The following is a 19,808-nucleotide window of genomic DNA, read 5'->3' on the forward strand; positions in this document are numbered from 1 at the left end:
TGTTCTTTTTAGTGCGTAAGCCGCTAGCGCTATTATCCCCTCAAGCTTGTTAACCAAACTCATTCTGTTAACTCAATTTTTACTGGAGTCAATAATGGCTATCCCGCGCTCGGTGCTTGATCTTATCGGCCACACCCCCCTTTTGGAACTGACCCGCTTTGATACCGGCCCGTGCCAATTATTTGTGAAGTTAGAAAACCAAAACCCCGGTGGTTCGATTAAAGACCGGGTCGCACTCTCGATGATTGAACAGGCAGAAAAAGAGGGTTTGCTACAACCGGGCGGCACCATTATTGAAGCCACTGCGGGGAATACTGGCCTTGGGTTAGCATTGGTCGCCGCGCTAAAAGGCTACAAGCTGGTATTGGTGGTGCCGGATAAAATGAGCCAAGAGAAAATTTTCCATCTGCGGGCATTAGGTGCGCAAGTGCTGCTGACCCGCTCCGATGTGGGCAAAGGGCATCCGGCTTACTATCAGGATTATGCTCTGCGCTTGGCGCAGGAAACACCGGGTTCTTTCTATATTGACCAGTTCAATAATCCGGCCAACCCTGCGGCGCACCGCACCTCAACTGGCCCGGAACTGTGGCAGCAAATGGGCGAACACATTGATGCCATTGTGGTGGGCGTCGGCTCCAGCGGCACCCTGAGTGGCCTCAGCCACTATTTCTCCGAGGTTTCACCCGCGACTGAATTTGTACTGGCAGACCCCGCCGGCTCCATTTTAGCGGATTTTGTCGACAGCGATCATATTGGCGATGCCGGTAGTTGGCTGGTCGAGGGGATTGGCGAGGACTTTATCCCGCCACTGAGTAACTTCTCGCAGGTAAAAAAAACCTACAGCATTGATGATGCAGAAGCTTTTAGCACCGCGCGCACCCTGTTACGCGAAGAAGGGGTATTGGCGGGTTCTTCAACCGGCACCTTGCTGGCGGCGGCATTGCGCTATTGCCGCGAGCAAACCACGCCAAAACGGGTAGTCACCTTTGTGTGTGACAGTGGCAATAAATACCTGTCCAAAATGTTCAATGATTACTGGCTGTTGGAACAAGGATTGCTGAGTAAACCTCAGTTGGGTGATTTGCGCGATTACATCACTTATAGCCATGAGGATGGGGCGACGATTTCGGTCTCGCCGCAAGACACACTGGCTGTTGCTCACGCGCGGATGCGCCTCTATGACATCTCCCAGTTACCCGTATTAGATGGCGAAAAGGTCGTCGGGCTGATTGACGAATGGGATTTACTGAATGCGGTACAAGCCGATGCTTCCCATTTCAAACACCCCGTCAGCAGCGCAATGACTCGTCAGGTCAATACATTACAAAAAGAGGCCGATTATCAGTCTCTGTTGACAACCTTTAATGACGGTCATGTGGCGGTAGTCCTGGATGGTGAGCGATTCCTCGGCCTGATTACTCGCACTGATGTTTTGAATACCTGGCGTCAAAAGCTGGCTTAATTCTCTCTTATTAAGGATTTTTATCATGGCAAAGTTCGATACCCTAACCGTCCATGCCGGTTATACTCCAGATAGTACCGGTGCAGTGATGCCCGCGATTTACGCGACCTCCACTTTCGCGCAACCCGCCCCCGGCGAGCATACTGGGTATGAATATTCCCGCAGTGGCAACCCTACTCGTACCGCGCTGGAAAAGGCGATCGCAGAATTGGAAGGCGGCATTCGTGGTTATGCCTTTGCCTCCGGTCTGGCCGCCTGCTCAACTGTGCTGGAACTGCTGGATCAAGGCAGCCATATCATTGCTGTGGATGATTTATACGGCGGCACCTACCGCCTGCTGGAGAAAGTACGCAGCCGCACCGCCGGTTTGCGGGTAACTTATGTCTCTCCTGCGGACACCGCCGCATTGGAACAAGCCATTCTGCCTGATACCAAAATGATCTGGGTGGAGACGCCAACTAACCCATTGTTAAAACTGGCGGATCTGGCTGCCATTGCCGCTATTGCTAAAAAACATCAACTGATTAGTGTGGCCGATAATACCTTTGCCTCTCCTTATATTCAGCGCCCGCTAGATTTAGGATTTGATATTGTGGTGCATTCAGCCACCAAATACCTTAATGGCCACTCCGATGTTGTTGCCGGTGTCGCCGCCGTAGGGAATAATCCTGAACTGGCAGAGCAATTGGGCTTTTTACACAATGCGGTTGGCGGGATTTTAGACCCTTTCAGTAGCTTCCTGACATTACGCGGTTTGCGCACTTTGGCTTTGCGCATGGCGCGACATAATGAGAGCGCACAGCGCATCGCCGAATGGCTAGAGCAACAGCCACAGGTGGAAAATGTGTATTATCCGGGGCTGAAAAGTCACCCGCAACACGCGCTGGCCGCCAAACAGATGGCCGGTTTTGGTGGCATGATTTCGGTGCGATTGAAAGGCGATGATGAGTTTGCTCGCGCCGTCATTAAGCGCTCACATTTGTTTACTCTGGCTGAAAGTCTTGGCGGCGTCGAAAGCTTAATCAGCCAACCCTATAGCATGACCCATGCATCAATCCCACTGGAAACCCGCTTAAAACACGGAATTACTCCGCAACTCTTGCGTTTATCCGTCGGGATTGAAGATACCGAAGATTTGATTGCAGACTTAGGACAAGCGCTGAATGGCTAAGGTTTAATAAGACAAATACGGTAGGAATGGCAATATTCCTACCGTAAGTCAACAGTACCAGCGCTAAGCCGTACGTTGCCACACATGGCCGCGCTCTTCAAAAATTAATCTTTCCATAGATTGTTGTACTTCAGAATCCACCAATATGCGCAAGAAATGCCCCACATCACTGGTTTCCTCAATAGATTCCGCATAAAGCGCCCGCAAAGCGACATCTGCTGTTCTTGGCAAACTGGTTCGTCCCTTCTCCCAACGGGCAACTGTTTGTACATCCACGCCAAGTAATGTCGCGAGTGCTTTTTGAGACATATTCATTTCAATCCGTATAAATCGGATTTCATCAGCAACTAATGGATTACAGCGATTGACCAATACTCTGCCAATAAGGCGATGCAAACCATCCACATCATCAATACTGGTAAACTGCTCACCATCAATAACGTCATAGTGATAACCATTAGCCAACCACACTGTGGTTAATCCACTTTCCGTGTAGTGATACATGACTTTCTCTCCCTTACTTAATCATCACCGTAATAACATACACAGCGGGTATATCCTCATGCCGTTTCAGTACAGCAACGACTTCAAGCACATCCCCAGCAGCAATACCTTGCAGGTTGAACTTCCAATCGCCAGCCGCAGTTTGGTGCGGCACTTCAGTAAACCGACTGTGCTTGCTGGCAAACACATGTAAAATTTGTCTCAGTGTTACGCGCCGTTCAGACATCCTTTGTTTAGCATGTGTGCTCATACGAATGCGGCCAGTATGATTCATCGCCAAATCATTCACTATTTTACGCGCTGAAATAGAGCTAAGCGGGAATTCTCTGATAGAAATTCCCTGATAGCGCGAAGGTGTATTAGATTCCATTCAATTACCCCTCTCTTCTGTACCTATCATTTTGATAGGTTAAAGGGAGGGCGTCAAGAACAGACAGAGAGGAGAGGAGAAGAAAAGAAAAGAAAAGAGAAGAATGTGGTGTTCGTCGGAAAAGAGCCGATATTTAGCGCCGATGAGCTAATGACCGAACCCACCTATCACCCAGACTTTGTACGCCTTGCACTAAAATAACTAATATCACTAACGTTGCGACCATCACTTCATTATTAAATCTCTGATAACCATAACGAATAGCCAAGTCTCCCAAACCGCCGCCGCCAATAACACCGGCCATGGATGAGAACCCCACCAGCATCACCACGGTTAATGTCACCCCGGCTAATAAAGCGGGCAAAGCTTCCGGCAATAACACTTTTTGGATTACATGCCACGCGGACCCTCCCATAGATAAAATGGCCTCAATCCGCCCTTTATCAACTTCATCCAACGCCGTTTCGACCACTCGAGCAAAAAATGGAATGGCCCCCAAAGTGATAGGCACGATGGCTGCGGTGCTGCCTAATGTAGTGCCGATAATCCAACGAGTAATAGGAATGAGCGCAATAAGCAATACCACAAAAGGCATTGAGCGCCCCAGATTCACAATGGCACCGACCAATGTATTCACGCGGGGAGCCGGTAGCACCCCATTAGGGCGCGAAACAAATAATAAGACCCCCAATGGCAAGCCAATCAGTACCGTGAAAAAGGTGGCCACCACCACCATATAAATGGTTTCACCGGTCGCATTGACCACCAACTCCAACAGATCCTGCCAACTCATGCCGCTTTTCATATCAGTTCAGCCCTCACACCACGCTCATTCAGGAATTGTAAGACTTCCGTTAAATTCAACCCGCCGTCTGGGTGGCTGAAATCAACTTGCAAGCGCCCGACCCGCTGGCCGCCGATGGATTCGACCCCACCTCCCAGTAGGGTGACTCCGACCGCATGAAGCTGGGCTAATTCACTGAGTACCGGCGAGGCCGATAGCGTATCAAAGAATGTCAGCTCCGCCACCGGAGTCCCGGATAATGATGCTGGGCCGCGCGCAGGCAGCAATGCCCGCCCTAAACGGGAATGAGGAGAAGACAGTAAATCCGCGATCGCGCCGGTTTCGACTACCCGCCCACGTTCCAATAAGGCGGCGGTATTACAGATAGATTTCACTACATCCAACTCATGGGTAATCAACACGATGGTTAACCCCAACTGGCGATTGATATCACTGAGCAACGCCAATATCGAGGCAGTGGTTTCTGGGTCCAATGCACTGGTGGCTTCATCCGATAATAAATAGGCCGGTTTGGCCGCCAGCGCTCGGGCGATCCCAACCCGCTGTTTTTGCCCGCCCGATAATTGCGAGGGAAAAGCCTGGGCTTTATCCGTTAATCCGACTAAATCCAGCAATTCTGCCACACGCTTTTGCCGTTGAACTTTCGGAATGCCCTTAATTTCCAGCCCAACAGCAATGTTGTCCCAGACATTACGTGAATGAAGTAAGTGGAAATTCTGGAAAATCATGCCGATATTCTGCCGTTGCAGGCGTAATTCGCGATCAGAAAGGGTGGTTAACTCGCGGCCATCCACTTGAATACGGCCCGAAGTGGGCCGTTCCAGTAAATTTAAGCAGCGGATTAAGGTACTTTTACCCGCCCCGCTGCGGCCAATAATACCGAACACCGAGCCAGTTGGGATCTCCAGCGAGACCTCCTCCAGAGCCACCATCGGCAGCCCCCCTTGTACATAGGTTTTACTCAGGCGTTCGATGCTAATCATGATTTAATGCCTGCCACTGGAATAACGGAACCGGCATATTTTTCAGTAATAAACTTCGCCACTTCCGGTGACTGTAAATCTTTCGCTAACTGTTTGATGCGCGGGTCATTTTCCAACCCGGGTGTGGTCACCAGAATATTCGCATAAGGGTTACCGGCCGCTTTCTCCAGCCCCAATGCATCTTTTGCCGGGTTTAACCCAGCTTCCAGTGCATAGTTACCATTAATCACAGCTAAATCAACATCATCCAGTGAGCGAGGGATCTGCGGTGATTCAATCTCCAGGATTTTCAGATTTTTGGGATTACTGGCGATATCCTTAGGCGTGGCCTGATGCTTAGCCGGGTCAGTAAAGCCCGGTTTTAAGGTAATCAAGCCCTGATCTTGCAATAAATAGAGCGCACGGCTGAGGTTAGTCACATTATTTGGCACCGCGACGGTGCCTTTATCCGGCACATCAGCAAAGGTTTTATGTTTATGAGAATAGACGCCCAGTGGCTCAACATGCACGGTAGCCGCTACAGCAAACTTCTGCCCTAGCGCTTGCTCTTGAGAGCGCAGATAAGGAACATGCTGGAAGTAATTAGCATCGACATCACCGTGCGCTAACAGCTCATTGGAGTTTACGCCATTGGGGATCTCAATGATTTTCAGATCCAACGATGGGTCAAGTTTTTGCACAAATTGCAGAATTTCTGCATGCGGTACCGGATCAGCCGCGACCCGCAGTGCCTCAGCAGCTTGCGCTGATAAAGTGAAAGTGGAGGCCAGAGCGGTCAATACTGCGGCGCGAACCAAGCCAGAAATGCGTGTTTTAGTCATGATAACCATCCCAAAAATAAGTTTTTATAATTAATATTAATAAGCTGTGCTAGCTTCTGCTGATAGTGCGACCACTTCTGGATAAAATTGCTGCGCGACATCCGGGTGAGAGCGCAAACGCCCTTTGAGATAATTCAATCCGACATCACGGAACAGCGGATTATGCGGGTCACTCGCCGGGCCACGGGCCTCTGCCGCCAATTCTGCAGTTAACGGGTACAACGGAACGACTGCGTCTAAACGCGCGCCGAGGAAAAAGGCGATAGACAAGCGGTCAGCGCCCGCCGGTGGGGTTTCGACCCGATGCACCGTGGCACGCAAATAGCCATTACTGGCCAGCTCCAGCAGTTCACCAATATTGACCACAAAAGTGTCCGGTCGTGGCGCTGCATCAATCCAACGCCCCTCTTCTACCTCAACCTGCAAACCGCGTTGCTGGTCTTGCAATAAGAAACTGAGGAAACCGGAGTCTTTATGCGCCCCGACCCCCTGCCCGCTTTGAGTCGTCTCTCGCCCCGGATAGCGAATCAGTTTGATATGTTCATTGGGTTTATCGCCATACAGCTCGTCAAAGGCGTTTTCATCCAAATTCAATGCCACAGCAAAAGCGCGCAATAAGCGCAATGCCATGCCGGTCATTTCGCGCTGCCATTGCAATAAGGCCGGTTTTAATTCAGGTAGAGCTTCCGGCCACTGATTTGGGCCTTGCAACCGCGCCCAGCTTGGCGTGTCAGAAGTTTGAGGTAATGGCGTGCGCTCAGCGCCGATATCGAACTGTTCGCGCCAATCTGGCTGGCCGCGAGTGAGTTCTGAGGCCGCACGGTTGTAGCCGCGAAAATGTGGTGAGCGCACCATAGCAACCGCCAGTTTCTCTTCATCAGGCAGAGCAAAAAACTCACGTGAAAGAGTTTGGATTTGCTGTAATAACGCGGGGTCAACCCCATGTCCGGTAAGATAAAAGAACCCAATATCTCGAGCGGCATGGCGCAGATCGGCTAAAAATACCTGACGTTCAGCTTCACTGCCATTGAGTAATGAGAGATCCAATAAAGGTAAGATATCGGCATTAACGGGTAACTGACTGCTTAAGTTTTGGTGACTCATTTTTCACTCCAGGATGTTCAATCGGCTGTTTTTTTTGTTCAGAACTAATGAAAACGGGACAACCATACAAACGAATAATCAGCATATTCAGCTCCTGAGCTGTGGGGTGAAAGCAGGCAGTCGACAACACTCTCTCTATGGCCTTAAATACCCGTCATACATCAAGCTGTATGTGCGTTGGTTGCTTTCTGCAGTTCAAATTATTTAGGGCTGTTAGCGCCATTAAAAAACTTTTTAAGAGCATTCTCGACTAGATACTTAACAATCTATATCCAAACGATATAAATAATTAACACCGAAATTCAGCCGCACACCAATATCAATCCGTTCTATGTTATTTCTTTCATTATTTTGTCTTATTTAATCGCTAGGCTGATTCGCTTTCCTATTTGGGTGGAAAGTATTAGCTTAACGACTGATATCCGTTATTCCGGTGGGGAATTGCCCGATGTCCAGCACTCGCACTGTTAAGTTTCACTTCAATCGATTTGCCGACCTGGGGGTGGCTTAATGGATTTAGCCCTGTTTGATCTTGATGAGACGCTGATAAGCGATGACAGTTCTGGCCTATGGATGCGCTGGCTGGTGGATGAGGGACTTGCGTCCCATGAACTGGCAGAACAAGAACAGTATTTAATGAAACAGTATTATCAGGGGAATTTGTCGATGTCCTGCTACATGGAATCGACCTTATCGCCCTTGGTTGGAAAACATACGGTGGAAGTGGCGGGTTGGGTTGAGCGTTTTATCGCGCGCGATATTTTGCCACGAATTTATCCTCAAGCCAGGAAACTGCTGGCCTGGCACCGTGACAGAGGGGATTACATTGTCATTATTTCAGCCACCGGTGAACATTTAGTTAACCCCATTGCACAGTGTTTTTCGGCTAATGCAGCATTGGCCATCGGCGTTGCGGTGGAAGATAACCGCTATACCGGCAAGACCTATGGCACCCTGACTTACCGCGAGGGTAAAGTCGAGCGGCTAAAACAGTGGCTAACGGAATCGCCCCAGTTAGACTTTCAACGCACCTATGGTTACAGTGATTCAATCAATGACAAACCGTTATTGGAATATGTTGATCGCGCCGCAGTGATCAATCCGGGTACTGAATTGGTGGACTTAGCAATTTTACATGATTGGGATATCCATCATTGGCAACGACGTTAAACATGACCGGAGTTTAATATGCTGACAATCTGGGGTCGGAATAATTCGACCAATGTCAAAAAAGTGCTTTGGTGTCTGGAAGAGTTGGGGCTTAGTTATGAGCGAATAGATGCCGGTGGACAATATGGTCAGTTAAATGATCCGTTATATCGCTCACTGAATCCCAATGGCCTGATCCCTTGCTTGCAAGATGATGATTTTATCCTGTGGGAGTCCAACACTATTGTGCGCTATCTGGCGGCACAATATGGCGCAAATACGCTTTACCTACCGGATGCAAAACAGCGGGCTGCCGCTGAAAAATGGATGGATTGGGCGACATTCAGTATTGCGGCGCCGTTTAAGAGTGTATTTATTGGGTTGGTGCGCACTGCGCCGGAATTGCAGGATAAAGCCCAAATTGCTCATGGTATTGTGCAATGGAATACGTTAATGGCGATTGCCGATGAAGCCCTGAGCAAACAAAGCTATCTTTCGGGCGATAAATTCGGCCTAGGTGATATTCCATTAGGCTGTTTGGCGTATGCCTGGTTCAATTTGTCGATTGAGCGCCCACAATTACCACACTTGCAGCGTTGGTATCAAAACCTGACCGAAAGAGCAGCATTCCAGAAAGTCATTGATATTGGCCTGAGCTAATTAGATAAGGGGAGCGACATTGGCTCTCGCTCCCCTGCGGCTTCAAGTGCAGAACCTATCTCCACAGCAATTGGAGTCGCAGGTAGGCAGCCAGCGAACGCATCCCGATGAGCTTATTTAGGCAATGCCAACAACCAGTAAGTGATTCGGATAAGTGAACGCCGCTAATCCCCTGCGGCTTCAAGTACAGAACCTATCTCCACAGCAATTGGAGTCGCAGGTAGGCAGCCAGCGAACGCATCCCGATGAGCTTACTCAAGTAAGTGATTCGGGTAAGTGAACGCCGCGAACACCCCTGCGGCTTCAAGTGCGAAGGAGATTAGAAATCGTAGCTGGCACCCACCATATAACGGCGGCCATCCAGAACTTTATCATTCACTTCGATATCTACGCGTTTATCCAGCACGTTATAGACACCGCCCATCAGACGGACTTCTTTCGTCAGCTTATAGTTAGCGCCTATATCAACAAAGGTATATGACGGTGTGGTTTTTCCCATACTGGTGCGGCTAAGGTATTCCGAGGTTTTACCGCGGTAGTTAGCCCGGATCCAGGTTGCCAGCTCTTCATTGGCTTGCCAGTTCAAGGTGCCGTTTAACATGTGTTTTGGCATTTGGTTCAATGGTTGACCGGAGAACTGCCCGCTCTTTTGCTCAGATTGAGTAAAAGTATAGTTTGAGGTCAGTGACCAGTCTTTGTTGATATCCCAACCAAATGTTGCTTCTACACCGCGTGTGATGGCTTTATCCACGTTGGTGCGGTCACTGATAAACTTGTAAGGAGTGCCATTGATAGTGCATTGGCCTGACGCATTGCCGGTGGTATCCGTACAGCGGCGCACTTCAGTGATTTTATCTTTAAAATCAGTGTTAAACAGTGTCACGCCGGCATTCATACCTTCCTGGTCGTCCCAGAGAATGCCAATTTCCTGGCTGATACTTCTTTCGGGTTTCAGGTTAGCATTACCAACAATAATGGCCGGATCGCCTTTCCCGCCGGTGATTTGCCCCCAATTATCAGTGGCCTGGCGTAAATCCGGTGAACGATAACCACCGGATACCCCACCTTTTAATGTCCATTGCTCAGCTAAATGCCAAACACCGTACATCCGTGGCGTCCAGTGAGTGCCATAGTTTTCGTCCTGATCCATCCGAATACCACCGGTCAGGGCGAAATCATTGGTCATTTGCCATTCGTCTTCAGCAAATAATGCCCAACTCCAGCGCGTTAATTTGGTGAGATCTTTAGCTGAAGCTAACTGATTACCTTCATCAGATAACTCTTCATAGCGATATTGACCGCCAAGAATTAACGTGTGGCTATCAAACAGGAAAGAGGTTTGGCTATTAAAGACATTATCGACGCTTTTCATTTGGCGTGATGGATTACGAGTTTCGTCGCGTTGAATATAACTGGTTGAATTACCAAAGTCATAATAACCGTGGTGAGTCATCGCATAATTATTACGGTCATATTGTACGTCACTGCTTTTACCATTTAGTGGCACGGTGCGCCCGGCAGTGATATTTCTATCTTGTACATAATGGCCAATATCAAAATCAAATTCGTTTTTATCATCCGGTGTTAGGGTAAATGTCGCAGCCCCATTTCTGAGGCGCTGCTCATTATAGCCATCGATAATTTTATCTTCGCTACGATGAGACAGCAGGCCGCTGACTTTTAATCCTAATAAGCCATCAATTAATGGGCCAGAGGCATAGGCGTTGGTTTGATAAATATCGCCGGAATTAGAATCTTCCTGCAAGGTGGCATCTGCACGCACGGTGCCGTGCCATTCTTTACCCACTTTACGCGTAATAACGTTAATGACCCCGCCCATGGCGTCCGAACCATATAAAGAGGACATTGGGCCGCGCACCACTTCAATACGCTCAATAGCCGCCAGCGGAGGTAACCAACCCTGCTCAATACCCGAGCCATCGCTATTTGGCCGCGTGCCACGAGTATCAACCCGCTTACCATCTACCAAAATTAAGGTGTATTTCGCCGACATTCCACGAATACTGATATCACTGTGACTACCGCCGCCAGTGACAACCACCCCCGGCACATCTTTCAGGGCGTCGGTAATATCGGTATAGGCTTTATTCTCAATTTGTTCGCGGGTCACAACAGAAATAGACGCCGCCGAGTCTTGAATGCGTTGTTGGAAGCCTGTTGCTGTTACCACCATAGTATCTGTTGTGGGGGTATTAGTTTCAGCAGCAGATGCCTGAGATGAGATAATTGTTGCTATAACTAAGGCCGCAGAATGCGATTTTTTGAAAGTCATTATTCTTTCTCCATGAGATATAAACTTATTCAGTTCCTTGTCCATCAGGTTATTTTTCCTGTAGCGATGCCGCCTGACGGGCAGGTGATAAATATTATTTTTATAAAAAACCGGCAATAGCTCACCAACGCAGAAATAGCGCTTCCAACGATCTCTGCTTATGCCGCAGCAGAGGACATGTCCAAGGTAAAGGGGCTGGCCAGCGGATTATTCAGGATGGTTTGCATCTCCGCACCCACAAGCCCGAGTGACAAACCAATCACCACCGTCATCAGGGCATAAGGTAAACGAATATCCCAGACGATAACCCGAGTCCCTGCATCTGCACTGGTCGGGTCAATTAGCATCTGCCACAGGGACGACAGTGTCAGGCCCGATGGCCCCATAGTGAAGTCCAGCAACAAGCCGCCGAAAATAGCTAACACCAGCACGCCCATGATTAGCAGGCGGTGGCTCTTATAACGCCCCATAACACTGGCATCTGCCTGGCTAGAGGTTTTTGTCATGGGTTCAGTGGATACACTCATTTATTTCAGCGGCTGATTTTTAATATGGCGCTAACAATAAAGCAAACGATAATAATTATCAATATGATTGCTATAAGTGTTTTGATGTTAATTTTTGTAAATGCTTATTTTATAAAATTATTTAGTCAATGCGGGGGAGTTATTCATGATATCTCACGGGTAATGAAGCGAAGTCAGCGAAATTATTTGCTTAGTATTGTTTAAATAATCATCAATCCATCATCCTAAAAAAGGGCGATAATGTTATCGCCCTTTCATCTAGTGCATCATGTTGTTAGTCGGAAATCAGCACCGGTTTTTTAGGTTCCTGAGAGTCATGACTTTCATCACGCCATTTCGGGTATTCCATATCTTGGTATTTTATAACCTTGGTACCACGGCTCAGCTTATAGCCGAACCAAATCACCAGGAATAATGGAATGCCAATATAGGTGGCGGTTACGCCATACCAATCAATACGGTCTTGCAGGAATGCCTGATAGTTCTGACCCAAAGTAATGATCAAACACAGCACAAAGGCAAAGATTGGCCCCAGCGGGAAGAAACCCGACTGATACGGCAAATCGTTCAAATCGCGGCCCTGCATCATATAACCACGGCGGAAACGATAATGACTGATAGCAATCCCCAACCAAGCAATAAAGCCAGTCATACCGGAGGTATTCAGCAACCACAGATAAACAGTTTGGTTGCCAAACATGGAGCTTAAGAAGCACAAGCCCGCAACTACGGTGGTTGCGTACAGCGCATTACGCGGCACACCGCCCTTAGATAATTTAGCGAAAATGCGTGGCGCTTTGCCCTCTGAGGCCAAGGTAAACAGCATGCGGGTTGAGGCGTACATCCCCGAGTTACCCGCTGATAATACCGCCGTCAGAATAACCGCATTCATTACCGCCGCCGCCGACAGCAGGCCTGCATTCTGGAATACCAAGGTGAACGGGCTGACGCTGATATCTTTGACATCATTACGCAACAGACTCGGGTCGGTATACGGAATAATCAAACTGATAATCAGGATAGCGAAGATATAAAACAGCAGAATACGCCAAAAAACCTTACGCACCGCACGTGGGATATTTTTGGCCGGATCTTTTGACTCACCGGCCGCGATGCCAATCAGTTCAGTCCCCTGGAAGGAGAACCCGACAATCATCGCCACACCAATCATCGCCGAGAAGCCACCAGCAAACGGCGCATCGCCGATAGTCCAGTTGTGCCAACCCGCAGTCTCGCCGCCTTTCATGATGCCGCTAATCATCATTATACCAATAATGATGAAGATAATAACTGTGGTCACTTTAATCAGTGAGAACCAGTATTCCGCTTCACCAAAGCCTTTGACTGAGATGTAGTTCAGTAAAAACATCAAGGCGAGGAACAGCGCACTCCAGATCCAGCCGGGCGCATCTGGGAACCAGTAATTCATCACTAATTGTGCCGCGACCAGGTCAACGGCGATAGTCACCGCCCAGTTGTACCAGTAGTTCCAGCCAAGGGCGAAGCCGAAGCCTTCCTCAACATATTTTGAACCGTAAGTCGAAAATGAACCCGATACCGGCATAAATGCCGCCAGCTCACCGAGGCTGGTCATCAAGAAATAAACCATCAGGCCAATCAATGCATAGGAGAGCAATGCTCCACCTGGGCCTGCCTGGGATACCGTCGCCCCTGAGGCCACAAATAAACCGGTACCAATAGAACCACCGATAGCAATCATGGCTAGATGCCGTGATTTAAGCTCTCGGCGTAAGCGCTGTGCACCCTGCTGCGCGGGGATTTTAGTCTGTGGCTGAGTCATTCTTACCCTAATCCGCCCTTAAAAATGAGGCGGGATTGTAACAAATCCCATCGCCTGTGTGAGGAACAATGCGCTGATATAAGATACCTTCATGATCCCGGCTGAATTATTAGCAAAAGCTCAATTATCAGAATAAATACATTCCCACGGGGTATTCTTGCCGTAACAACCCATTGTAGTGGTGTAAAACACTTAAAATCCTATGTCCCATACCGCGAATTCGCTTTGATAAAATCCAACGGCTCAAGGCTCTTCTTGGCAATAACTTAGAAAACGTTGCAAAGCATTTGAGATGTGTTTTTGCCGATGATGAATCAGATATAACGTCCTAATCAGTGGCGGCAAAGGAATATTAAGTTCAATCAATTCACCGCTGGCAAGTTGATCGGCAATCACGCGCCGTGACAAGCAACTGATTCCTATGCCATAACGCACCGCCCGCTTAATGGCTTCAGAATGCCCCAGTTCCATGACCAATTTAAAATGCGGCAATTTTGCCAGCAATAAATGGTCGAGAACTTCACGCGTACCCGAACCTCGCTCGCGTAAGATCCACGCGGCATCAGCCAGCTCCTCTAACGTCAGCATTTTATGGCATAACGGGTTATCGGGAGCGGCAAACACCACTAATTCATCGTGCAGCCAAGCTTGTGTCAACAACTCTGGCATATGACACGGCCCTTCAATCAGGCCCAGATCGCCGCGAAAATCAGCCACAGCTTCAATCACATCCTGACTGTTACCAATATTCAACTCCAGCGGTGTTCCTGGGAAATCACGCCGATATTTGGCAATCATACCCGGCAACATATAATTGCCGATGGTGCTACTGGCGGCGATGCGCAATGCGCCTAAATCCTGCAAGAAAAGTTGTTCAATTTCTACGGCTTGATCAAGAAGTGATAGTGCTTTGGGGTAAAGTAACCGCCCATGCTCATTCGTCACTAAACGCTTACCGACCCTATCAAAAAGTTGTACCCCTAATTGCCCTTCCAAATCCGCCAACGCGGCGCTGACTGCCGATTGTGAAAGTGCGAGCACCACCGAGGCTTGTGTCGTAGAGCCGCTTTTTAGCACCTCAGTAAAGACTTCAAGTTGACGTAAGGTTATGTGCATAAGAGTCTCTGTAATAAAAAATGGAGGACGCTATCATCACTCTGATTGTCAGTGGCCGGATGATAAGAATTGGCACTGACCCAAAGTCATTCTGACACAAAGAGTATATACCCCCGATTACCCTACAAGACTAACACCCTTGAGTAAAATTCGGCGATCATCAAGGATAAATTTAAGCAGTAAAATACTATTTATTATCATCGGCACGAAAGAAAATACGATAAATAATCGAGCCAATCGCACAAATAATAACATTAAAAATCAACCACATAATTAATAAGTAGCTGAATGTATGAGATAATGGAATACCACGTTCGCTCTTAAACGGATTAAAATGAGGTAGCGGTGTAATATGGAAAGGATTCAAGTTATATAACTTGAAAAAATAAGCAACTAAATAAGGTGGAGTCAATAAATAAATAAGTAGTGCAATTATCAAGATGACCCATAGCGACCTTTCAGATTTGACCTTTTTTTTCATATTAATATTCTACGCCACTGTTATGATTGATATGATGTTATTGTTTATCTCGGTTCAACTTGAATAGGTCATTACTCCACAATCAACTTAAAAGGATTTATCATGATAAAGATAATTATTAGACACAATAAGCTCTTTCTGCTGGCAGTATGTATATCTGCTCATGCACATTCAAACACATTATATTCACAACAGCCATCAGTTCAAACTAATATTGTTAGAATAGATAAAACAAAAACTATTTTTCCTATACATGACTATCCGCAAGATACTGAAAAATGGATACCCAAAAATAAGCATTATCACACTCCCTTTATGAGTACTGATCAACAAAGTATGGCTTTTAAAGCTTTGATGAATCATTACTTTGGGCAAAACAGCGGCGACCCATCGCCATGGAACAGAAACTATATCAGTACTATGCTGAGCAACACGGGGGCCGTAACAGAAAAACTGTCGAAAGATATTACTCAGTTTACGCATTCAGACGCCCGTTACTACGGCGAAAACTTCCTCCTGCTCGACTCTGAATGGAAAGAACGGATGCGGCACCTGGCCTCCATAGTGATAACCGAAAAATATCACCAAACTTCGCGCGGTATTATTTTAAAAGAAACCGCCGTCAGATTATTGCCAACAACCCACCCTGCATTTGATAATCCCAGTCAGGGATATCCATTTGATATGCTACAGGATTCCTCCTTTCACCCCGGCGAACCTATCTATATTGCGGGCATCACTCAGGATAAATCATGGAGTTTTGTTATTTCTCCATCAAAAATAGGCTGGGTTGAAAGCTCAGATATTGCTTATGTCGATGATGTTTTTATCCAACGCTGGGTAACAATGGCGAAAAAAAGTCTTGGTGCAGTGATAAATGACCATGCCAGCTTCGTGGATAAACAAGGTGTCTTCAGATTTACTGCGCGAACCGGGACACTTCTCCCCCTGACAACATTAAAGGGCGAAAGGGTCGTGGCAATACCGGTAAAAAATACACAGGGAAATGCCAATATTCACTATGCCAGGTTACCTGAAAAAATCATGCATCAGGCCCCTGTTCCCGCAACCCCCGAAAATATGTCAATGCTAATAAAAAATATGCAGGGTAAAAATTATGGTTGGGGAAATATCTATGATTTTAATGACTGTTCTTCAGAAATAAGAAACCTCATGCTGCCTTTTGGCATTTATCTTCCCAGAGACTCGCAACAACAGTCTTTGAGTGGAAAACACGTTGATCTGAGCCATTACTCTACCAAAGAACGTATAGAATACCTTATGGCGCATGGTAAGCCATTGACTACCCTGATTTATATCGGCGGCCATGTGATGCTCTATATTGGAAATGCAGATTGGAAAGGTCAGACGGTACCTATCACCTATCAAAATTTGTGGGGTTTAAGGCCAGCAAACTCTTCAAATCGTAGTATTATTGGGAAGTCGGTTTTCTTTCCCTTGCTATCCCGTTATCCGGAAGATCCGAAACTGGAATCTCTTGCGGGGAAATCTGTATTTATCATGACGTGGCTTAATTAAATAGAGAACAATAATTAAGCCAATAAATTTCACACTTTAAATATAGAGATATATTTCATTTTCTGAGGAACTCATTATTAATATAATTAATTCACTACTCATTTCTTTGATTATTTCCGGCATTCCCCTTGCAGTCCATGCCTGCGTAATAAACGGGAAGCTTGGCTCTCCCTATGAGTGTGCAGTAGCATGCACATTATGGCCATCAGGGAATATTGATGAGGATTGTATGACCAGCGTCATAGTGGTGCCACAGGATCACAGCTCTTTGTAGTCTTTTAGCGAGCTATTCAGTCCACATCTTAAAAATAAACATTGAATGATTAATAATACCTGCGGTTATACCGATATTTATCGCTAATCAACACAAGTAATAGCTCATTGAATCTTAAACTTTATAGACTTACACTTTTCGCGATGTGATAAACCATTTCATACGTTCAGATAAATATCATTAACAAGGTTAGCATTTAGATATTATGTCTGTTTTTCACATCTGAAATATATGGATGCATTTCACTTATGAGGTATTTTTCATGAATAATAGTCTTAAATATATATTACTTACCTTAACTTTTTCAGCAACCCCACTGTTCGCTAATGCTTGCGAAATTGCGGGAGGGTCTGAAGAGGAATGCATGGAGGCCTGCTTACAGCCAGAAATAACTGACTATACCGCTTGCATGCTAGGCACTCCAGCACCTACCGGGCAGACTGATCAGTCCGCCACTCAATAGTAGTATTATTAGGCATACCTCTTTGTGTATGCCTACATCACTCACAGCACTCTCCTCCGACATCTCTTTTGGTTCACAAATACACTTCTTACCACTTATATCGATTGATTATAAATATATAATGAATTTATCTATTATGACTAAAATCGGTAAACTAGCGCCAATCTTTACAGGACACAGGACATCAACATGGCGACTTCTCATATTAAAGAACTCTCCCGACCACAGCTGCCAGCTTTGTTTCGCTATATTCCGGGCTTGGTATTGACTGGTGTGATTACCGGGTTAGCACTCAAAGTGGGTGACATGCCGTGGTTTATTTACATGGGCCTCGGGGCACTGACCCTGGCGATTTTATTCGGTATCTTGGTGGGCAACACGTTGTACCCTTGGGTGCAGCCGGTCTGTTCTGACGGGGTGGTACTCGCCAAACAACATTTACTGCGGTTGGGGATTATTTTATACGGTTTCCGGCTAACTTTTCAGCAAGTAGCGGATGTCGGTGCCACCGGCATGATTATTGACCTGCTAACTCTTAGTTCAACCTTTATATTGGCCTGCTGGCTAGGGAAACGCGTGTTTGGTTTGGACCAGCAAACCGTGATGTTAATTGGTGCCGGTAGCAGTATTTGTGGGGCGGCAGCCATTATGGCAACCGAACCGGTGCTGAAAGCGGACGCCAGCAAAGTGGCGGTGGCCGTCGCCACAGTGGTGATTTTCGGGACATTAGCGATTTTTGTTTACCCATGGCTATACCAGCTAAACCTGCATTACCAATGGCTGCCGTTTAGTCAGGAAACCTTTGGTATCTTTGCCGGTTCAACTATTCATGAAGTGGCACAGGTGGTAGCCGCCGGGCATGCTATTGGCCCTGATGCTGAAAATGCCGCCGTCATTACCAAAATGATCCGGGTCATGATGCTGGCACCGTTCTTGCTGCTACTGTCGGCTTATTTGGGCCGCAATAGTATGAAAACCCACGGTGAAAAACGGGAGAAAAGTGCCATTACCATTCCGTGGTTTGCGGTGATATTTATTCTGATGGCCGGGTTTAACTCACTGAATTTGCTGCCCGCAGCATGGGTTAGCCACTTGATTACACTGGATACCATTTTGTTAGCAATGGCGATGGCAGCTCTGGGGCTAACCACCCATGTGGGTTCTATTCGTCAGGCGGGGGTCAAACCGCTGTTACTGGCACTGTTGCTGTTTGTCTGGTTGCTGGTCGGCGGCACTGGCATCAACTTACTGGTGCAGCATATTGCGGCGTAAAGTCGCTATCCCAGCTAGCTAATGATGGTTTAAGGGCTGCATCGGCGGCCCTTTTTTGTGCCACAGTTTATCTCATTCAATCGCGCCGCTATCAATGCCATAATGGGCCGGATATCAAAGGAGAATGGAATGAAATTTGTCGGTGCACATGTCAGCGCAGCAGGGGGTGTAGACCAGGCTGTGATTCGAGCGCATGAACTTGAGGCCACTGCCTTTGCCTTGTTTACCAAGAATCAACGTCAATGGCGCGCCGCGCCGCTGGCGGAAGATGTGATTGAAAAATTTAAGCAAGCTTGTGAACAATATGGCTATACCTCAGCCCAGATTTTACCTCACGATAGCTACCTGATTAACCTCGGTCATCCGGTGGCCGAGGCGCTGGAGAAATCCCGCGAAGCCTTTATTGATGAAATGCTGCGCTGCCAGCAACTGGGGCTGTCATTACTGAACTTCCACCCCGGCAGCCATTTACTGCAAATTGATGAAGATAAATGTCTGGCCCGCATCGCCGAATCCATCAATATCGCACTAAATGCCTCTGAGGGTGTGACTGCGGTGATTGAAAATACCGCCGGTCAGGGCAGCAATCTGGGCTTCAAATTTGAACATTTGGCCGCCATCATTGATGGAGTGGAAGATAAGAGTCGCGTGGGTGTTTGTATTGATACCTGCCATGCTTTCGCCGCCGGTTATGATTTGCGCACCGAAGCAGATTGTGAGCATACTTTCAGTCAGCTCGGCGAGATTGTCGGTTTCGAGTATTTGCGCGGTATGCATCTTAATGATGCCAAAAGTGAATTTAACAGCCGTGTCGACCGCCACCACAGCTTAGGTGAAGGAAACATCGGCAAAACCGTGTTCAGCTATATTATGCGCGATCCGCGCTTTGATAATATTCCGCTGATTCTGGAAACAGTGAATCCCGATATCTGGGCTGAAGAGATAGCCTGGCTGAAATCACAGGCGCAATAGATATAAAAAAACCGGCACTTGGAGGCCGGTTTTTCTTATTA

The 19,808-nt window shown here is 47.3% G+C and carries 16 protein-coding genes and 1 pseudogene; 7 read left to right on the top strand and 10 right to left on the bottom strand.

Translation table 11 applies throughout. The annotated features are described in order from the left end of the window. The first annotated feature begins 94 nt into the window (after window positions 1-94). Window positions 95-1,462, top strand: a complete 1,368-nt coding sequence (locus DXZ79_RS13020; protein ID WP_038631999.1) for a pyridoxal-phosphate dependent enzyme — start codon at window positions 95-97, stop codon at window positions 1,460-1,462. A 25-nt stretch (window positions 1,463-1,487) separates the two neighbouring features. Then, the gene (locus DXZ79_RS13025; protein WP_038631997.1) at window positions 1,488-2,633 is read left to right on the top strand and encodes a trans-sulfuration enzyme family protein; all 1,146 of its coding nucleotides are present in this window, start codon (window positions 1,488-1,490) and stop codon (window positions 2,631-2,633) included. A gap of 63 nt (window positions 2,634-2,696) precedes the next feature. Here DXZ79_RS13025 and DXZ79_RS13030 read toward each other — a convergent pair whose 3' ends face one another. The 6 genes from DXZ79_RS13030 to DXZ79_RS13055 all read right to left on the bottom strand — a co-directional run bounded on the left by DXZ79_RS13030 (window position 2,697) and on the right by DXZ79_RS13055 (window position 7,220). Beyond that, window positions 2,697-3,137 (bottom strand): helix-turn-helix domain-containing protein, encoded by a 441-nt coding sequence (locus tag DXZ79_RS13030; RefSeq protein ID WP_038631996.1) that lies wholly within the window; start codon window positions 3,135-3,137, stop codon window positions 2,697-2,699. Between the two features lie 13 nt (window positions 3,138-3,150). Beyond that, on the bottom strand, window positions 3,151-3,507 hold the full coding sequence (locus DXZ79_RS13035) for a DUF4258 domain-containing protein (protein ID WP_038631994.1): 357 nt from the start codon (window positions 3,505-3,507) through the stop codon (window positions 3,151-3,153). A gap of 133 nt (window positions 3,508-3,640) precedes the next feature. Next, on the bottom strand, window positions 3,641-4,312 hold the full coding sequence (locus tag DXZ79_RS13040; protein ID WP_038631992.1) for a methionine ABC transporter permease: 672 nt from the start codon (window positions 4,310-4,312) through the stop codon (window positions 3,641-3,643). Then, on the bottom strand, window positions 4,309-5,295 hold the full coding sequence (locus DXZ79_RS13045; RefSeq protein WP_038631990.1) for a methionine ABC transporter ATP-binding protein: 987 nt from the start codon (window positions 5,293-5,295) through the stop codon (window positions 4,309-4,311). The genes DXZ79_RS13040 and DXZ79_RS13045 overlap by 4 nt, the downstream gene beginning before the upstream one ends. Continuing rightward, entirely contained in the window at window positions 5,292-6,116 is an 825-nt protein-coding gene (locus DXZ79_RS13050; protein WP_038631988.1) for a MetQ/NlpA family ABC transporter substrate-binding protein, read from the bottom strand. The genes DXZ79_RS13045 and DXZ79_RS13050 overlap by 4 nt, the downstream gene beginning before the upstream one ends. Before the next feature lie 36 nt (window positions 6,117-6,152). After that, window positions 6,153-7,220 carry an isopenicillin N synthase family dioxygenase gene (locus tag DXZ79_RS13055; RefSeq protein ID WP_038631986.1) on the bottom strand — a complete coding sequence of 356 codons (1,068 nt, stop codon included), beginning with the start codon at window positions 7,218-7,220 and terminating at the stop codon, window positions 6,153-6,155. Between the two features lie 510 nt (window positions 7,221-7,730). Between DXZ79_RS13055 and DXZ79_RS13060 the strand changes: the two genes are divergently transcribed. Beyond that, the gene (locus tag DXZ79_RS13060) at window positions 7,731-8,390 is read left to right on the top strand and encodes an HAD family hydrolase (RefSeq protein WP_038631984.1); all 660 of its coding nucleotides are present in this window, start codon (window positions 7,731-7,733) and stop codon (window positions 8,388-8,390) included. Window positions 8,391-8,408: 18 nt separating this feature from the next. Further along, window positions 8,409-9,029, top strand: coding sequence for a glutathione S-transferase family protein (locus tag DXZ79_RS13065; RefSeq protein ID WP_038631983.1), 621 nt, complete (start codon window positions 8,409-8,411; stop codon window positions 9,027-9,029). A gap of 319 nt (window positions 9,030-9,348) precedes the next feature. Here DXZ79_RS13065 and DXZ79_RS13070 read toward each other — a convergent pair whose 3' ends face one another. The 4 genes and pseudogenes from DXZ79_RS13070 to yieE form a co-directional block, all read right to left on the bottom strand. Continuing rightward, complete coding sequence (locus tag DXZ79_RS13070) at window positions 9,349-11,322, bottom strand: ligand-gated channel protein (protein WP_038631982.1); 1,974 nt, start codon at window positions 11,320-11,322, stop codon at window positions 9,349-9,351. A gap of 161 nt (window positions 11,323-11,483) precedes the next feature. Further along, window positions 11,484-11,849 (bottom strand): annotated as a pseudogene (locus DXZ79_RS13075) (iron chelate uptake ABC transporter family permease subunit); the annotation flags it as partial. 274 nt (window positions 11,850-12,123) lie between these two features. Further along, complete coding sequence (locus DXZ79_RS13080) at window positions 12,124-13,650, bottom strand: amino acid permease (protein WP_038631981.1); 1,527 nt, start codon at window positions 13,648-13,650, stop codon at window positions 12,124-12,126. 243 nt (window positions 13,651-13,893) lie between these two features. Beyond that, window positions 13,894-14,766, bottom strand: a complete 873-nt coding sequence (gene yieE / locus DXZ79_RS13085) for a DNA-binding transcriptional regulator YeiE (RefSeq protein ID WP_038631979.1) — start codon at window positions 14,764-14,766, stop codon at window positions 13,894-13,896. A 583-nt stretch (window positions 14,767-15,349) separates the two neighbouring features. On the opposite strand from yieE, the gene DXZ79_RS13095 reads away from it, so the two are divergent. From DXZ79_RS13095 to nfo, 3 genes are all read left to right on the top strand, one after another. Continuing rightward, window positions 15,350-16,786 (top strand): C40 family peptidase, encoded by a 1,437-nt coding sequence (locus DXZ79_RS13095; RefSeq protein WP_120011324.1) that lies wholly within the window; start codon window positions 15,350-15,352, stop codon window positions 16,784-16,786. A gap of 926 nt (window positions 16,787-17,712) precedes the next feature. Beyond that, window positions 17,713-18,795 carry a YeiH family protein gene (locus DXZ79_RS13100; protein ID WP_038631971.1) on the top strand — a complete coding sequence of 361 codons (1,083 nt, stop codon included), beginning with the start codon at window positions 17,713-17,715 and terminating at the stop codon, window positions 18,793-18,795. Between the two features lie 129 nt (window positions 18,796-18,924). Beyond that, the gene (nfo, locus tag DXZ79_RS13105) at window positions 18,925-19,767 is read left to right on the top strand and encodes a deoxyribonuclease IV (RefSeq protein WP_038631969.1); all 843 of its coding nucleotides are present in this window, start codon (window positions 18,925-18,927) and stop codon (window positions 19,765-19,767) included. Window positions 19,768-19,808: the final 41 nt, after the last annotated feature.

The sequence above is a fragment of the Yersinia rochesterensis genome (genome assembly GCF_003600645.1).
In the GTDB taxonomy this organism is placed as follows: Bacteria; Pseudomonadota; Gammaproteobacteria; order Enterobacterales; family Enterobacteriaceae; genus Yersinia; species Yersinia rochesterensis.

Excerpts from the sequence above, each read along its gene's own strand:
- DXZ79_RS13070 (WP_038631982.1), bottom strand. The coding sequence starts at position 11,322 with ATGACTTTCAAAAAATCGCATTCTGCGGCCTTAGTTATAGCAACAATT.
- DXZ79_RS13095 (WP_120011324.1), top strand. The coding sequence starts at position 15,350 with ATGATAAAGATAATTATTAGACACAATAAGCTCTTTCTGCTGGCAGTA.
- DXZ79_RS13060 (WP_038631984.1), top strand. The coding sequence starts at position 7,731 with ATGGATTTAGCCCTGTTTGATCTTGATGAGACGCTGATAAGCGATGAC.
- yieE (WP_038631979.1), bottom strand. The coding sequence starts at position 14,766 with ATGCACATAACCTTACGTCAACTTGAAGTCTTTACTGAGGTGCTAAAA.
- DXZ79_RS13050 (WP_038631988.1), bottom strand. The coding sequence starts at position 6,116 with ATGACTAAAACACGCATTTCTGGCTTGGTTCGCGCCGCAGTATTGACC.
- DXZ79_RS13030 (WP_038631996.1), bottom strand. The coding sequence starts at position 3,137 with ATGTATCACTACACGGAAAGTGGATTAACCACAGTGTGGTTGGCTAAT.
- DXZ79_RS13035 (WP_038631994.1), bottom strand. The coding sequence starts at position 3,507 with ATGGAATCTAATACACCTTCGCGCTATCAGGGAATTTCTATCAGAGAA.
- DXZ79_RS13045 (WP_038631990.1), bottom strand. The coding sequence starts at position 5,295 with ATGATTAGCATCGAACGCCTGAGTAAAACCTATGTACAAGGGGGGCTG.
- DXZ79_RS13020 (WP_038631999.1), top strand. The coding sequence starts at position 95 with ATGGCTATCCCGCGCTCGGTGCTTGATCTTATCGGCCACACCCCCCTT.
- DXZ79_RS13065 (WP_038631983.1), top strand. The coding sequence starts at position 8,409 with ATGCTGACAATCTGGGGTCGGAATAATTCGACCAATGTCAAAAAAGTG.
- DXZ79_RS13100 (WP_038631971.1), top strand. The coding sequence starts at position 17,713 with ATGGCGACTTCTCATATTAAAGAACTCTCCCGACCACAGCTGCCAGCT.
- nfo (WP_038631969.1), top strand. The coding sequence starts at position 18,925 with ATGAAATTTGTCGGTGCACATGTCAGCGCAGCAGGGGGTGTAGACCAG.
- DXZ79_RS13080 (WP_038631981.1), bottom strand. The coding sequence starts at position 13,650 with ATGACTCAGCCACAGACTAAAATCCCCGCGCAGCAGGGTGCACAGCGC.
- DXZ79_RS13025 (WP_038631997.1), top strand. The coding sequence starts at position 1,488 with ATGGCAAAGTTCGATACCCTAACCGTCCATGCCGGTTATACTCCAGAT.
- DXZ79_RS13055 (WP_038631986.1), bottom strand. The coding sequence starts at position 7,220 with ATGAGTCACCAAAACTTAAGCAGTCAGTTACCCGTTAATGCCGATATC.
- DXZ79_RS13040 (WP_038631992.1), bottom strand. The coding sequence starts at position 4,312 with ATGAAAAGCGGCATGAGTTGGCAGGATCTGTTGGAGTTGGTGGTCAAT.